Source organism: Sphingomonas sp. EU05-FHT14C10 (assembly GCF_058790595.1).
Window position 1 is genome coordinate 82,102 of record NZ_JBYTEN010000008.1, and the last position, 15,297, is coordinate 97,398.

General features: G+C 63.8%; 14 protein-coding genes. 4 read left to right on the forward strand and 10 right to left on the reverse strand.

Features of this window, described 5'->3' with window-relative positions:
• Position 1: 1 nt before the first annotated feature.
• Together AC3WT0_RS10145 and AC3WT0_RS10150 are read right to left on the reverse strand one after the other, a co-directional pair.
• Complete coding sequence (locus tag AC3WT0_RS10145) at positions 2 to 391, reverse strand: type II toxin-antitoxin system VapC family toxin (protein WP_492753398.1); 390 nt, start codon at positions 389 to 391, stop codon at positions 2 to 4.
• A complete protein-coding gene (locus tag AC3WT0_RS10150; RefSeq protein WP_492753399.1) occupies positions 388 to 642 on the reverse strand; it encodes a type II toxin-antitoxin system VapB family antitoxin in 255 nt (84 codons plus the stop codon). Before AC3WT0_RS10150 ends, AC3WT0_RS10145 begins: the two co-directional genes overlap by 4 nt.
• 394 nt (positions 643 to 1,036) lie before the next feature.
• Between AC3WT0_RS10150 and istA the strand changes: the two genes are divergently transcribed.
• The 4 genes from istA (at position 1,037) to AC3WT0_RS10170 (ending at position 4,240) form a co-directional block, all read left to right on the forward strand.
• Positions 1,037 to 2,548, forward strand: a complete 1,512-nt coding sequence (gene istA, locus AC3WT0_RS10155; protein WP_078462179.1) for an IS21 family transposase — start codon at positions 1,037 to 1,039, stop codon at positions 2,546 to 2,548.
• Positions 2,535 to 3,263, forward strand: a complete 729-nt coding sequence (gene istB, locus AC3WT0_RS10160) for an IS21-like element helper ATPase IstB (RefSeq protein ID WP_062127353.1) — start codon at positions 2,535 to 2,537, stop codon at positions 3,261 to 3,263. The genes istA and istB overlap by 14 nt, the downstream gene beginning before the upstream one ends.
• Positions 3,264 to 3,430: 167 nt before the next feature.
• Positions 3,431 to 3,709: an HU family DNA-binding protein gene (locus AC3WT0_RS10165; protein ID WP_492753400.1), complete on the forward strand. Its 279-nt coding sequence runs from the start codon at positions 3,431 to 3,433 to the stop codon at positions 3,707 to 3,709.
• A 129-nt stretch (positions 3,710 to 3,838) separates the two neighbouring features.
• A complete protein-coding gene (locus AC3WT0_RS10170; protein ID WP_492753401.1) occupies positions 3,839 to 4,240 on the forward strand; it encodes a hypothetical protein in 402 nt (133 codons plus the stop codon).
• Between the two features lie 7 nt (positions 4,241 to 4,247).
• Here AC3WT0_RS10170 and AC3WT0_RS10175 read toward each other — a convergent pair whose 3' ends face one another.
• The 8 genes from AC3WT0_RS10175 to AC3WT0_RS10210 all read right to left on the reverse strand — a co-directional run bounded on the left by AC3WT0_RS10175 (position 4,248) and on the right by AC3WT0_RS10210 (position 15,288).
• Positions 4,248 to 7,967, reverse strand: a complete 3,720-nt coding sequence (locus AC3WT0_RS10175; RefSeq protein ID WP_492753402.1) for a conjugal transfer protein TraG N-terminal domain-containing protein — start codon at positions 7,965 to 7,967, stop codon at positions 4,248 to 4,250.
• A gap of 14 nt (positions 7,968 to 7,981) precedes the next feature.
• Positions 7,982 to 9,340 (reverse strand): conjugal transfer protein TraH, encoded by a 1,359-nt coding sequence (locus AC3WT0_RS10180; RefSeq protein WP_492753467.1) that lies wholly within the window; start codon positions 9,338 to 9,340, stop codon positions 7,982 to 7,984.
• 120 nt (positions 9,341 to 9,460) lie between these two features.
• Positions 9,461 to 10,039, reverse strand: coding sequence for a hypothetical protein (locus tag AC3WT0_RS10185; RefSeq protein WP_492753403.1), 579 nt, complete (start codon positions 10,037 to 10,039; stop codon positions 9,461 to 9,463).
• Complete coding sequence (locus tag AC3WT0_RS10190; protein ID WP_492753468.1) at positions 10,036 to 10,863, reverse strand: conjugal transfer protein TraF; 828 nt, start codon at positions 10,861 to 10,863, stop codon at positions 10,036 to 10,038. The genes AC3WT0_RS10185 and AC3WT0_RS10190 overlap by 4 nt, the downstream gene beginning before the upstream one ends.
• A 53-nt stretch (positions 10,864 to 10,916) precedes the next feature.
• Positions 10,917 to 11,522: a S26 family signal peptidase gene (locus AC3WT0_RS10195; RefSeq protein WP_492753404.1), complete on the reverse strand. Its 606-nt coding sequence runs from the start codon at positions 11,520 to 11,522 to the stop codon at positions 10,917 to 10,919.
• A complete protein-coding gene (locus AC3WT0_RS10200) occupies positions 11,494 to 12,348 on the reverse strand; it encodes a type-F conjugative transfer system pilin assembly protein TrbC (protein ID WP_492753405.1) in 855 nt (284 codons plus the stop codon). The genes AC3WT0_RS10195 and AC3WT0_RS10200 overlap by 29 nt, the downstream gene beginning before the upstream one ends.
• Positions 12,320 to 13,384 (reverse strand): conjugal transfer protein TraN, encoded by a 1,065-nt coding sequence (gene traN, locus AC3WT0_RS10205; protein WP_492753469.1) that lies wholly within the window; start codon positions 13,382 to 13,384, stop codon positions 12,320 to 12,322. Before traN ends, AC3WT0_RS10200 begins: the two co-directional genes overlap by 29 nt.
• Positions 13,385 to 13,431: 47 nt before the next feature.
• Entirely contained in the window at positions 13,432 to 15,288 is a 1,857-nt protein-coding gene (locus tag AC3WT0_RS10210; RefSeq protein ID WP_492753406.1) for a hypothetical protein, read from the reverse strand.
• Between the last annotated feature and the right edge of the window lie 9 nt (positions 15,289 to 15,297).

Consider the following 15,297-nt stretch of genomic DNA (forward strand, 5'->3'; position numbering starts at 1 on the left):
ATTAGGCGACACGTTCGATGTCTGTCAGGGCGAAGTCATTACCCTTGAACAGCAGCGGCTCTTCAAGGGCTTTCGCGAGGGCATACGAGAAACAGTCCCCAAAGTTCAGCTGGGCCTTGTGGCGCCCCTTGCCAAAATCGAAGAATCCCTGCCGCGCGATCAGCCCTTGCTCGACGGTGACAGGCTCGATCCGAATTCCCGCGCGCCGAATAAACGCCTCGGCATGGCGGGTTGCCTCTGGCCCCAACTGCTTCTCGACGACCATCGTAAGCTCGAGAAAACTGGCGACGCTCAATCGGCAAATTTCGGCGTCATGGATGATCCCGGTAAACTGAGCAGCCTCTTCTTCGCCATAGAGAATAGCAACCAGTGCCGATGTGTCGACGATCACTTGGGAAGCCCATCGGAATCATAGAGCTCCTCCCCATGCGTGGCATAGGGACCGCGCACCAATTCGGCAGACCGGTTGGCGATGGCCAGAAGCTCGGATACGCTCGCCCGTTGCCGGCGTTGTTCGAGCCGGGTCAGTTGCTGCCGAAGTGCCTCAACTACCACTCGCGTCATAGGCTCGCCAGTCGCCTGCGCGATCGCCTGCGCCAGTTTGTGGGCTTCGGGATCTTTGATGTTGAGACTGATACCCATATTCCACCTGGTTGATAAACGTTCTACCTTTCTACCACAAAGGAGCGGTCGATTCCAGATCGATCTTTTTCAGGGCAAAGGTTGGCGGCTTGCTGCAATCATCCGCTGAGCTGGCCACCCGAAATGTCGCCCGTTTCGCCCTCGCGCGCAAAGGTCTGCGGAAAACGGTTTGTCTGGCAGGTGGTATTAAAGGCCCCCTCGCGCTGTTGAAGCGCGCCGCCGCTAGCTCTATCCCCCGCCTATCCGCCTACGTCAAAAGGAGTCGACATGAATAACACTGTGGATCGGCGTGGAAAAGGGACCCCGTTAGCGGGGTGATCGGCGTCGAAAAGGGACCCCTCATCCTGGTGTTCTAGGCTGTTCGCTTGGCGGTGTGTCAGGCGGCGAGATCGGGATGCTGGTATTGGAGACGGTGTTGAGGATCCGGCGCGAGCACGCGTCGGGCAAGGCCATCAAGGCGATAGCGCGGGACCTGCACCTGTCGCGCAAGGTGGTGCGCAAGGCGATCCGGGCGCCGGAAGCGGACATGGGTTATCGGCGAGAGGTGCAGCCGCTGCCGAAGCTGGGGCCGTTTCAGGCGCGACTGGATGCGTTGCTGGAGGAAGATGAGGCACGGCCGCGGCGCGAGAAGCTGCGCCTCACGCGCATCCACGACCTGCTGCTACGCGAGGGGTTCGATGGCTCGTACGACGCGGTTCGCCGTTATGCGGCGCGCTGGCGGCAGGCGCAGCGTCGCGACGTGATGAATGCGCCGGCGTTCATCCCGCTGCTGTTCCGGCCGGGCGAGGCTTACCAGTTCGACTGGAGCCACGAGGACGTCGAGATCTCGGGCAAGCCGATGCGCGTGAAGGTCGCGCATGTCCGGCTGTGCGCGTCGCGGGCAATGTATGTGCGGGCCTATCCCCGCGAGACACAGGAGATGCTGTTCGACGCGCATGCACGGGCGTTTGCTTTCTTCGGAGGCGTGCCGACGCGCGGCATCTACGACAACATGAAGACGGCGGTGACGAGCGTGTTCACCGGCAAGGAGCGGGTCTTCAACCGTCGCTTCCTGGTCATGGCCAACCATTACATGGTCGAGCCGACCGCCTGCTCGCCGGCGTCGGGCTGGGAGAAAGGTCAGGTCGAGAACCAGGTGCAGACCGCACGCGGTCGCTTCTTCCAGCCGCGCCTGCGATTTACCGGCCTCGAGGAGTTGAACGGCTGGCTGGAGGCGGAGTGTCGGCGCTGGGCAGAGTTGCACCAGCATCCCGAGCAGAAGGAGCTGACAGTCGCCCAGGCATGGGCAGCAGAACGGGCGGTGCTCCAGCCTGTTGTCGCACCCTTCGACGGCTTCCACGAGAGCGAGCATGCGGTAAGCGGCACATGCCTCATCAGCTTCGACCGCAACCGCTATTCCGTTTCTGCCAGGGTGGTGCGACGTGCCGTCCAGGTCCGCGCCTATGCCGACCGCATCGTCGTGCGCTGCGACGGTGAAGTCGTCGCCGACCATCCCCGGTTCTTCGGCCGCGACCGGACCATCTACGACCCGTGGCACTATCTGCCGGTGCTGGTGACCAAGCCGGGTGCCCTGCGCAACGGCGCACCGTTCCAGGGCTGGGAGTTGCCGCCTGCGCTGGCACGACTGCGGCGCAAGCTTGGCACCGGCGACGATGCCGACCGGCGGTTCGTGCGGGTGCTGGCAGCGGTGCTCGACGACGGGCTGGAGGCGGTAGAAGTGGCCGTGCGCGAAGCATTGCTGGCCGGCGTCGCCAGCGACGACGTCATCGTCAACATCCTGGCCCGCCGGCGCGAACCGCCGCGACCGCTGACTATTGTCACGCCAGAAGATCTGGCGCTGCGCCATCCGCCCCGTGCCGACTGCAACCGCTATGACAGCCTGCGAGGTCTCCATGCAGCGGCATGAGATGATGACGGCCATGGCCGAGTTGGGGCTGAAGGGCATGGCTGGCGCCTTCGACGAGGCGGTCACTACCGGTCTCCAGCGCAAGCGCACGACCATGGAGGTCCTGACCGACCTGCTGCGTGCCGAGGCGACGCACCGCCATGCAGCCTCGGTCCGTTACCGGATGTCGGCCGCCAGGTTACCCGCGGTGAAGGACCTCGACGCCTTCGTCTTCGGCGACACTCCCATCAACGAGGGACTGGTGCGCTCGCTGTACAGCGGCTCGTTTCTTCCGGGCCAACGCAACGTCGTGCTGGTCGGTGGAACGGGTACCGGCAAGACGCATCTCGCCACCGCCATCACTGCCAATGTGGTACGAGCCGGCGCCCGCGGACGCTACTTCAACACAGTGGACCTGGTGAACCGGCTCGAGGAGGAAACGCGCCTCGGCAAGGCCGGCACGCTGGCGGCCCAGCTTTCGCGCCTCGATCTCGTGGTGCTCGACGAGCTTGGCTACCTGCCGTTTGCACGCTCGGGCGGTCAACTGCTCTTCCACCTCGTCAGCAAGCTCTACGAGAAGACCTCGGTCATCGTCACCACCAACCTGGCCTTTGGTGAGTGGCCGACCGTCTTTGGCGACCCCAAGATGACCACCGCGCTGCTCGACCGCATTACCCACCATTGCGACATCGTCGAAACCGGCAACGACAGCTGGCGCTTCAAACATCGAAGCTGAAGCCTGGGGCACCGGCAGAGAACGCTTCGTGCTGGTTGCGCCTCCGGTCGGGCTACGCCCGCCCTACGCCGCAACCAGCACGAACAGTGCGCCCGTCATACCCGTTACGCTGCTCGACGAAGGGGGTCCCTTTTGCACGCCGATAGGGGGTCCTTTTTGGACGCCGATTGACAAATAACACTGAACTTGCTGAGCAGATCTCGTCCCAGCATGGCCTCACCAAAGCTGATGCTCGCAAAATCGTCGATTCCGTCTTCGCGGCGATTACCGATGCGGCAACGGGCGGGCGTGAGATATCCTTGAATGGCTTTGGCAAGTTCAAGGTGAAAGATTCGGCTGCGCGCGAGGGCCGCAACCCCGCAACCGGCGAGACGATCAAGATCGCAGCTTCGAAGAAACTGAGCTTCACGCCCGCAAAAGCCGTGAAGGATCGTTTGAATCCGTGAAGTGATCCGGGGAGCCATCGGCTCCCCAGCATGCGAAGCCGGCGAGGAAGGGGAGGGAGCGGCAGGCGATTGAGCGATTAGCGCTTCCGCCGGATAGGCGCTGTGCTACTATTGCGGTGGAGATCAGCAATGGCGCACGATCACAACAACCACACTGCGGAAGACGAAGTCCCGGAACAGCAGGTCGATACATTGCGTATCGGCGATTGGCTCTGGCGGCCGTGGTACGCAAAGCTCTGGTGGACAGGAATTGCCACCTACTGGATCGGAAAGGCCATCTCCCTCACTGTGCCCGCTCTGGATGAATTTTATACCAGCGCATTGGCAGGTTTCCTAAACGTGGCCTTTTTCCCGCCTGTAGCGTTGATGGTGCTCGGCCTTGGTCTTGTGCGTGCGTGGTTTGCGAGGGGTGACTGGGAATTCGTCGAGCCGAAGCAAGACGAATTGTTTCATCGTCCGCTGATCGATCCTTATACAGATCCTAGCAATCCGCTCTCGGGCTCGATCTATCGCCGCCATCATCGGTTCTGAAGTAACGTCATCTCTTCTTGAATTCAGAGTTGCCGTCAAATGGACCATTGGCGAGATCGGTCGAGAAACTACCGCTGCTAAGGACCGATGACTGTTCGATAGAAGTGAGCGGCCCCGTAATATCCGCTGTCCCACGACCGGAGTCTGCCTGTCCAAGATAGCGATTCCTGAGCCCCTCTGGGCCGAGGATTTGTCGCCCCAATTCCTGAGAAAATGCCTCGGAAGGCGTCGATGAGTGCGACGCAGCCCGTTCAGCAGCAGCGATGGCGCTCCGTACATCGTAATTCACAATATCAAGTTGGCTTTGCGCCGTTTCGCTTGTCATCCCAATGTCACGACTGGTGAAGCCTAGCTCACCTCCCACTCGACCGGAGGTTGATCGGCCGGCCGCTTGTTTTTTGCCTGTACCGGAACTCGCGGCTTCGATGGTGCCGCCTATTCTTGCCCCCACTTCGGTACCCATTGTGGTTTGATCTTCTGCAACCCGAGAGATGCTCCGCGTCCAACCAGTCTGGGCCATGATCGCCTGAACGTCGCGTTGCAGCGTATCGGCGACCTGGGGCTTGAGGCGCCAGTTTCCATGCCGATCCATTTCGAAGCCGCCGCGCAGCCAGTTGGCCATGGCTCTGCGGCCCTCATCGCCGCCACCCATGAAATGCTCGATCGTGTCGGGGCCCGCCTGCTTGCCGGCCTCGAACCGTGTGCTGGTGTCGCTCCGCGCCGATTGCTGGAACCCGGCGGTACTTGAAACCAAAAGGTCGTTGTTTGCGAAGCTGAAACGGGCAACGCCGCCTTGCGCCAGGGCACCGGCCTGGCTCTCGTTGATAAGTCCGGCACGGAGCAGCTGGTTGGCCTGTTCGGACGTCAGATTCATCGCGAGATCGCCATTCTGGACCATCGCCAGATCGCGCTTCGACATGACGATGCCTTGGCTGCGCAGCAGCCCCTGCATGCGGGTAAGCCGTTCGCGATCGACGATCTGGGTCAGGCGCTCATTGCGGGCACGATCCGCCACTCCCGCCGCGCCGCCCTCTGCCATGTCCACCTGGTTGCCGGCGGTGCGGCTGAGCGCCTGGATGAAGCTGTCGAGGCGTGCCGCCTCTCGCGTCGAAACGCCGGCCGCGGCCGCCCCTTCGGCAAAGCCGAAATTCTCGGACTGCCGGCGCTGCTCGCCGATCCGCGCCGCCGCGCGCGTGCCGCTCGTGCCAACCTCGCGCTGCGCGTCAAGCTTGCCCGATCGCTCGGCAAAGTCGTAGCCGGCGGCTTCCCGCGTGCGGCCATAGACGCTGGTCCCTTCGCGCGCTGCTTCGGCCGTGGCACCGTCCGCCGTCCCGACCTGAACCGATGCATTGTAACGCTCCAGTGCCCGTTCGACCTGCGCCTCGTTGCGGCCGGTCGCGCGGGCGAGCTGGGAGATCGCGGTGCTGCGCGCTTCGCCGGACAGCGCATTGATGAAGCCGATGCGGCGGGCGGTTTCTTGAACCGGAAGCCCGAGCATCGCGGACGCATCGCGCTGACCCTGATTGCCGCCCGTCCGCCAGGCCTGCTCGGTCGCGACATTCGCGCGCTCGATACCGGCGACATTGTCGCCCGCGAAATCGCGCCGTCCTTCCATGGCGCCGACCTGAACCTGGGCGGCGGTAAGGTCGTTGCTGAGCATCTGCTCCTGGTCATAGGCGTTAGCGATGAGCTTCGCGAAGGTCGGGTCGCTTTGCGCCTCGCCGATCACGCCCGACGCTTTCAGCTCCGCATCCTTGGCCGAATAGCCCGCCCGCTCGAAATGACGGGTGGCCGCCTGCATCATCATGCCATAGGCTCTATGGTCCCCGAAAGCGCGCCACTGGACCAGATTCTGGGCGAAAGCGGCGAATGCCTTCTCTCCTGTCTCGCCTTGCCCGAAATAGGTCGTGCCGAGTCCCCTGAGCGCATCCTTCTCCGCAAATTGATGGATCGCCGTTGTCGCGGCGTTGGCCTGGACGGCGCGCGCGACCTGCGGGTCGGAGAGATCACGGCCATTGAGGGCAGGGGAGAGGCTCCCCAACTGGCGCGAACCTTCGATCCCGCCGAGCGCCAGCGCCGTCCCGCCACTCGTACCGGGGCGCTCCCCGAGGATTCGGTCGGCTTCCCCGAAGCTCCTGTTGGCCCCGAAGCTCGATCGTTCCCCGAAGTCACCGAAGCTCGATGTCGCGCCAGCGCGTGCGCGCGTTCCCAATGCAGAGGCCTGGGCCTCCAGCGCCGCTGCGCGCCCCTCGGTCGTGGCCATCGGCGCCGCAGCAGCGGTGCCCTGGCCGGCAATGCCGAGAGTGCCCGATGTAAATGAGGTGAACACATTGCCGGAAAAGCGGAACACGGTGAACACGAACGCGCCGGCAAGCCCGGCGGCCGCCGTCCTGAAGCTCCCGAAGATCGCCAAGGCCTTCATCGCGGCCGATGGCGCCAGCAGCCACGCATTGGCCGCGACAGCATTCGAGCGCACCTCCTCGAGCGCTGCCGAGGCCCGGCCCAGCGTGAGCTGATAGATGCCTGCATCGATTACGCCCCAGAGCGCCACGAACACGAAGAGGCCGAGCGCGAAGCTTGCGACCCGCAGATTGATCGGGGTCAGGATGAACAGCAGCGCCACGGGCACCATGAACAGCATGATGCCGAACACGGTAGCCCGGATCGTCGGCATCCATTCATTGGCGACCGAGAGCGTGGCAAGGCCGTTCGAGATCACTGCCCGGTTCGCCATGACCCTGGCCGCGCTTGCCGGGGAATCCTCGAACAGAACGTCGCCGACCGTATTGCCGAGCAGGATATGGGTCATCAGCGCCTGCGTGGTCATTGGCCGATCCAGCATCATCTGGCCCATCTCACCCAGTTGCTGGCGGCAGCGCGCGAGTTGCTGTGCATTGCCCGTATCGAAACCGGTCCGCGCGCAGATCTGCAGCGTATAGCCGTCGAAGAGCGTCGGGTCCGACAGCCGATCGGAAATATGCTGCCAGGCCTCGTTGCAGCTCACCGTCGTCCCGCCCTTGTCGGTCTCCGTATAGACGGTCGAGAAGGTCGCCGGACCCGCCATCGCCGCGAACGCCGCCGGCAGATCGGTCGTGGTGCGGAACAGCTTGTCGTCATCGACGCCGTACGCGGCCGAGACGCGGGCGACCGGATAGCATTGCCGGACATAATCCTTGATTGTCGCGTCGAGGAAAGTGTCGGTCATCGGGCCGCGCGGAGAAACTGCGTTCAGGAACAGGTCGAAGCTGTGGCCACCCGCACCGAACTCGATCTTGGCGTCAGGATCGATCGTGTTGTCGTCGATGGTCTCGACCAGGGCGCGTTCGATCATGTTGGTCGCCCCCGCGACCAGGACGAGCAGGTTCGGCACGCCGCCAACCGGCTGATAGGCATTGCGGACCCGATCGTAGACATGGACGGTCCCCGTCGTGGCGATCAGCCCGACGAACAGACCGATGCCGAACAGGATCTGGAAACCGAACGCGACGAGCCCCATGCCCGAACCGCGCACGCTGGCGATGACAGCGCCAAGACCGATGCCGACGGTCGCCACGATCAGCACCAGCGTCTCATAGCGGGGGTCGGCAAAGATCATCGAGACGAGGCGAAAAGCATCCACCGTTTCGGCAAAGCCATCATAAGTATGAAAGCTCGTGTCGACTGCGAATGCAGGCGATGCCGTCATAGCCGCGAGGGCAGCGGCGATCAGTCGGGGGAAACGGCGCATGGGGACTGGCTCCGTTACTGATTGCGTGCCGCAGCGGCGCCGGCGGCGTTCCGGGCATCCTGGTCGCGCTCGCGAATGAGACCCGCATAATTGGCCGAGAGATTGGCCGCCTGGAGCGCGGCCATATAGCTCTGACGCATCTGCGCGCGCTGGCGCAGCACCTCATCGCGCAGATCACGCAACTGCTCGATCCCCTTGGCGAGGATCCTCGTCTGGCAGACATTCGCGGCGTTACCGTCGGCGGCGCCCGCCACCGTCGCGCCGCGCTCGGCATTGCTGACGGTGAAATCGATCGTGCGCGTCAGGTCGTTGAGCATCTGATAGGCGAGGGTGAGCGCGACCAGTTCGTCGGTATCGCCGATGACGGAGTCGATCACGCCCTGCCGCACGCCCCATTCGAGCATCCGGTAGATGGGCAATGTGCGGACATTAGCGACGAACTGACGTTCCTCCGCTGTCAGCGCTGACCTGGTCCGGATCTTGGTCGCGATCGACTGCATCCTCTCGCGCGCCAGGATGAGGGCACCGCGCCCACTGCCGTCCTGGCTGCAATCAGCACCAGTCGGAGGGACGTTGAGCGCGCGGCGCTGCACACGGCCAGTCAGGAAATCCTGTGCGCTCTCCGTATCCTGGGCGGGACATTGCGGGATTGCCGTGAAGAGGGGCACCTTGTCGGCCGGATCCCAACGCATATAGACGTCGCCCACCCGCGCACGCATGACGCTCGCCCAATCGCCCGCACCGACCCTGGCCGCTGCATGGGAGAGCAACGACCCGGTCCGGAATATCTCGGTCACCTCCGCCGGGCAGTTGGCAAGAGCATCCTTCAGATCCTCGGTCGGATTGTTGTTGTTCGCCTCAATCTTCTCGCGCGACTGCTGATAGCTCTTGGCGAACCCCTGTTTGACCGAGCGGTAACCCGTCATCTCCTCGATGATCCCGGACATATTGTCGTCACCCTTGGCAATCTGGACCATGCGGTTGGCGAGGCGGCAGTCATTGACCTGGATCGAGTTCAGGAAGTTCGTCGCGGCTTCCATTTTCGAGATGATGTTCCCCATCTTCTCGTCGAGCGTCTCGAGCAGATATTGGAATGCGACCGCCGGCGCCGCCTGGAGGATGCTCTCGAGCTTCTGGACCAGATAGTCCGGGTCTAGAAAGGACATGCCGCCCAGGAACATATCGATGCCGCCACAGCCGGCGCGCACCTTGGGCAGGCTCACGGACATCAGATAGTCGTTATGGACATCGACCCTGCCTGACATGCCGCCGGCGGTCACATAGCCCCGGGTCTGGTCCTCGAAGCTGCCGGGCGAGGTATAGGTTACATTGTCGAACCAGCTTTCCGCCCAGCTCTGCGCGTGGGCCGGCATTGCCGCTCCGGAAAGCGCGAAAGTCAGACCAACAACAACGATGCGGACGCGGGTGGCCGGAACGAACATGGCGGGCTCCTGTGGAGATGGAAGGGGAAGAGAGACAGCGCCCGCCATTGCTCAGCGCCTCCCGGTGTACGATGTCGGTAACCCGACGATGCCTGTGAACTTGGACATGGCCCGCACGCCTACCGCCGGCCTAACTCCGGTCAGCATCTTCGCGGCAAGATAGAGATTGCGAGCGAGATTGGGTGCATGATCGGTGCCGATGGCCACCGGCACCGTCCTGCCGGGATCGTTGACTGGTCTCACCCACGCTACGGGATTGCCAACCCACGGGAGGCCGAGCCTTCCTGAGCGGATCATTGCGTCCTGTGTGCCCAGCACCTGGACTTTCCAGCCGTAGCGCTTCCCCAGCGTGACGAGCTTGGTCCATAGATCCCCGCAGGGGATGCACCCGGGGCTCGTCGTCATCTCGATCACAAAAGCCGGTCCCCGATTTTGAAGTGTCGCGGCAAAATCATCCGGATAGTCTCGTGTGACAGGCACGCGAGACAACCACGACTGCATCGTTCGCACCTCTGCCACCGGATGGATCGCCGCGCGCAGGGCCTGCTCGCGGGTGATCGTCTGCGCTGTCGCCGCGGAACCGGTAACAATGACGAGACCGGGTATGCCGAGTAGGACCAGCAACTTCATGGCCTCTCTCCCGCACTCGCATCGATGAGGTCGCCACCGAGCGCGCGCGGATCGGTGGCGGAGACGGGGCCATTGCCGAGCGCGTCGAAGAAGCCATCGTCCTCGCCTGGCCCGGTCATGAACTGCTCGGGACGGATGTCGCCGCGCAGCAGGCGGACGGCCTGATAGGCCATCTGCGCGAGGTTGGGATAAGCCTCCACGCCCGAGGCGATGATCATGCGCTGCTGGCTGTTGCGGCGGATGACCATGGTGGTGGGCGTGATCTCGACGCCGAACCGTTCCTTGACATCCGCTCGCCGATCGACGTCAAGAAGCGTGACCTGCCAGCCCATTTCCTCCTGGAACCTCTGCACGATCGGCCACTGCACACGGCAGTAGCCGCAGGTCGCGCGCGAGAACATGACGAGCGCGAACTCATTGGCGTGGGCGCGCAGATAGGTACGGCGGAGCGCATCCTTCTGCGCTGTGAGTTCGGAGCGTGCATCCCCGACCATCGGATTGGCGGATTTCGAGTTGAGCTCGGGGTGCTGGAGCATCGCGATCTGCGTGACCCCGGCGAAGGCGCGGGCCTTGCGCCGCGCAAAATCCTGCAGCCGCCAGAAATCGGCAACAGCATCGACCGTCAGCACGGTCGCCGCATAATCGCGCTGCGCCTCAATCAGCCTACGAATCCTGGGCGGTGTCCAGGTGGCCAGCTCCTTCATTGGAGGGATCACAGGCTTTTTGAGCGCATCGGGATCGTCGGGTGCTGGCGGTGGCTTCGGCGCTTCATACCACCAATAGCCCTGCTTGGGCTTCGCAGGGATGCCGGGCTCCTGCGCCATTGCCGCGGCGGGCAGCAGCAGGACGACGAGAACGGCCAAGGCGGACCGGCGGCTCACAGGAGCCGCTCCATGCGCGTCAGGCTTTGGATCGGAAGCAGCCCGAAATAGCGGCTGTCGAACCCGCGCGGATGGTGCGAGCCGACATAGACCATGCCGGGCGGGACAATTCCGCTCCAGCGCATATGCTCGAGTTTCATCCCATTATGCGCCAAGGGCAGGCTGACGCCGAGCAACTCGCCATTGCAGAAATAGCGTCCGTCAAAGGCTCGCGGCGCCGTTATCGACGGGGTTTCGATCATGGTCAGCCGGTCGCCCGGCATGCAAAGCGCATGCTTGGTCACCGGCACCGGATTGGGGCCTGCGATCGGGTGGTTCAGCATGAACATCACATAGTCTCCGCGTGCGATAGGGCCGGGGGCCTTGCGGACCGCCCAGGCCTCGATCGATGGGCTCATCACGAGCGTCACCTGTGGCACCAGCAGCGCAGCGAGCAGTGCGATCGGGAGCACGATCGCAACCGCAAGGCACAGGCGTTCCGGCCGTGCGGGCAGGTCGGGGCTGGGTGCGCCTAACGCGACCGATGCCTTGCGCGGCAGACCACGCAGTCTCGGCCAGAGCCCGAGGAGCGCGTTAGCGAGCGCCCAGAAGAGCCTGAGCATCACGCACCTCCTCTTTCCCGCCCAGACGGGCATATTCCTCGAACAGGCCGGAAAGCGCGCTGTCGCCATAGACGACGTGCGCCGCCCTCGGGCTTTCGTCGTCCCGCTCGCAATAGGCTTCGGTCGGATCGCCCGGGATCATGGCCAAGGCCGGCACGCGCGCGATCCCGTGCTGGCGGAAGACGATCGGATCGACGATGAGCTGGACGCTGCGCATCGCGCAGTTCGGTCCCTCGCATCCAGGATCGAGCCGGAGGATCTCCGCCGACAGCTTGGCCATCGGCCCGACCTTTTTGAGACCCCCAGGCATACCGCGGAAGGCAAGCACGCCATGGACCCGCTCGAGTTGGACGGCATAGCTTCGCAGCACGGCAACCGGCATCGAGGATGAGACGAACAGGACTGGCACCCAACTCTTAGCCGCGGGCCTTGCGCCGGCTTTAGCAATTGCCTCCATCTCGGATGGTTCGAGCCCGAGGGCCTGGCGAAGACGTTTCGCCTGAACCTCGCGTTCGGCCGCCATCTTCGCTTCGCCGGCGTCGAGCGCTGCGCGCGCCCTGGCATCGATATTCGGCATCGGCGCGCGTCTGCGGAGCGCTTCGAAGGCGCGGCGCCGTTCTGCGGGATGCGTTTCCTCCGGCAATTGGGGTGAGGCCCCCTCTTGGGGCCGTTGCGCTCGGGAAACGGCGCCCTCGATGCGCTTCAATGCGCTCTCGCCCTCATTCTGGATCGACTGGCGAGGCGAATCCTGCGCGAGCGCGGCAGTCGCGAGGACAAGCGCGGTCAGTGCGACGGCGCTATGGGCCGACGGCCTTGAGATACGCATCGACGCGTTCCTTCATATCGATCTGGATGTCGGATTGGGTGCGGGCCTCAATGTCCGCATAATATTCGGAGAGATCCATCTTGCTGAAATCGAGCGCCTGGAACTCCTCGGGCGTGAAGCCCCGGCACATCGGCTTCTTCGCCGTGCCCCAGAGATTGCCGTTGAATGCCTTGAGCTGAGGCCGGCCCTGCTCCTGGATGATGCGGCCGAGCTTGGTGTTGAAGCAGCAGTGACCGCGTGCCTTTTGGAGGCAGATGCCGAGAAAGCTCGAGGTGCAGTAGGTGCCGATCTCGTGACACATGCCCGACGAGCGCAGCATTGCGGTCTCCATGTCCTGCTGGTCGCAGCCGGAGAACAGGAAATCGATCATGAAGTTGATGGCGAGGCTGACGGCGATCGAGGTGGGGTCGAGGCCGACGACAAGCGCATTCGCGCCAGCGCTGGCTGCCTGGCTCGCGGTCGCGCCGGCCTTGAAGGCGGTATAGGCGGCCTTCATGCCGGTGATCACGCCCTTGGCGACGGCGATCTTGGTGCCGATCGAGGAGATGGACGAGCCCATGCCGTCCTTCACGATCTTGCCCTTGTCCTTGCAGCAATTGGCGAACGTCGTGCTGAGACCCGGAGGGCGGCATCGCATTCCGCGACCGCCGAAGATCTCGACCGTGCCAAGACAATTGCCGTCGGCGTCTACCGGCGCGTCAGGATCGATGCCGGCATCGTCGATCGGGGGCTCATCGACGATCGGATTGGTGGCAAGGTCCGCGCATTGGTTGGGCGAGCAGGCAGGAATGCCCCCCGTTGTCTTGGCGAGACAGGCAAATTGGGGGCCTGCCGGACAGCTATATTGGCCTGCTGCATCGGCCACACAGGCGACTTCCTGGATCGGGCACAGAAACTGCCCCGATGGCGTCTGCGCACAATAGGCCATCTCGCCCGGATCAGCGGCGTCGCCATTGCCATTGAGATCGGCCGCGCAGAGTTGCTGGCCCGTCTGCGCTTGCGCGGGCGACGCGACCAGGAGGCAGGAGAGCGCCATGAGCGTCGCGGCGGTCACGACGCGAGACCACATGAGATGCCGGCGCGTCATCGCGTTGCTCCCGTGCAGACGAGGTCGGCGCCGGCGAGCCGCACCGTCTGCATCATGACGACCGCTTCTGGAAAATCGTCGAGACAGCCACAGGCCGAGACGATCTCCTCGCCGGGGCCTGCGGGGCAACGAGCGGCGCTGTCGCAGGCGTGATAGAAGATATCATAGCCGGTCGGCACATTCTGTTTGTCGCCGACGACACCCGAGAGCGCCGCGTCGTTGTTTGCCTTGGGCGCACGCGTCTTGCAGATCGCCTCGCAGGCCGGGACCGAGCCACGGTCGGGCAGGCTGAAGGCCCGTGTTGATGCCGCAAAGCTGCCGTCGCTCGCCTTGGTCCTGTCCGCCAGCATCGTTTCTGTCGAATGATCGATGATATAGGTGCCGCGGCTCGTGTCAGGCTGCGCGATGTCATCGATCTTGCAGCGATAGGTCCGGTCCTTGAGGAAGAAATCGCGGGTCAGCTCGACGGGGCAGGCCGAATTGCCCATGACGCGAGTCTGGGGCAGGGGCTTGAGGCCTGTGGCGACGCCATTGATGAAGGTCTGAACGCCATCGACCAGTTCGCTGTCCAGCCGACATTGCGGGTCAGTGGCAATGATGCCGCATTGATCGACGAGCTGCTCGATCGTCTTGCAGCTTTCATCTACGTCGACACGGACCTGGGCGAACGCCTCGCCGCCGCTGCCCACGGCCGCGCGTAGCCAGATTTCATGATCTCCGGGGGTGAGGAACGGTTTAAGGTCGATATTGGGATAGGAATAGAAGGTCCGCTTCAATTCGCATTTGCCCGGCGGAAAGCCCATCGATGTCCAGGGACTCGGTCCCGAAGCGACAAGCGTCCCGTCGACCCGGACCTGCGCCCAGTCGTCCGCGAAATATTGGAAGAGGCGGGCGTCGACAATCCGGTCGGCCTCGCCGACCCGTATTGTCATGCGGAAATCGAAGAGGCGGCAACTGCCGCCATTCAGGCTATTATCGGCAGGCGACCCCATCAGGAAGTCGAACGACGAGCCGTTCTTCAGCGTCGCATAACCGCCCGCGATCCTACTGATGACGTCCTGTGCGGCGGTCTTGAGTACGGTCACGCGCCGCTCGATCGTGCAATGCCTCAACCCAAGCGCCGTGCCCGTGCCGATGGCGGAACCCTTGAGCGCCTGGAAGACCGCGCTGCCGGTCGAGCTCGCATAGGCGTCGGCGGCGATCGCTGTCGGATTGGCGCGATAGGCGGTCTGCGGCAGCGCGGGATTCGTCGAGCAGGCGGTCGATTGCGCACCGACATAGCGGATCGCGGGTCCATCGATCACCGCCTCGGCCACACCATAGCGCGGATCGGCGGTGGTGAGCGCGCCGATCATGCCGCCGCCCAGATCACGCAGAACCTGGGGCATATTGCCCCAGGCGAGGTTCGAGCCGCAGCTGTTATTGATGCAATAACAGCCCGAAAGCTGCGGCATGTCGACCTGGGTCAGCTTGAGAGCGCGGGCGCTGTCGACGTCCCAGCGGAAATAGCTGCATTGCCCCCATGTCCCGGGCTGGCAGGCGATGACCCCGTTGGCGCAAATGCCGGAGACGGGCACCGGCAAGTTGCTCCGGCTGTCGACCGTTCCGTCGAGATCGGTGTCGCGGGCAATGCTGACCCTGCCGAGATCGCCGGTCGATGAAGGCTGGACCAGAACTTCCATCAAGGTCGCGGTCTTTTGGCACGCGATATCGGGTGTGAAGGTGCGGCTGCTATCCACCGTCGTAATGGGTTGGCCGGAAAGACCCGGCGTCAGATAATTCTGCTGGAGCGCGTCGCTGTCGCTCGATTTGGCGCGAGCCGCGTCTGCTGCGGAGCGGGCGCGCTCTTCCATCGTCTGGGC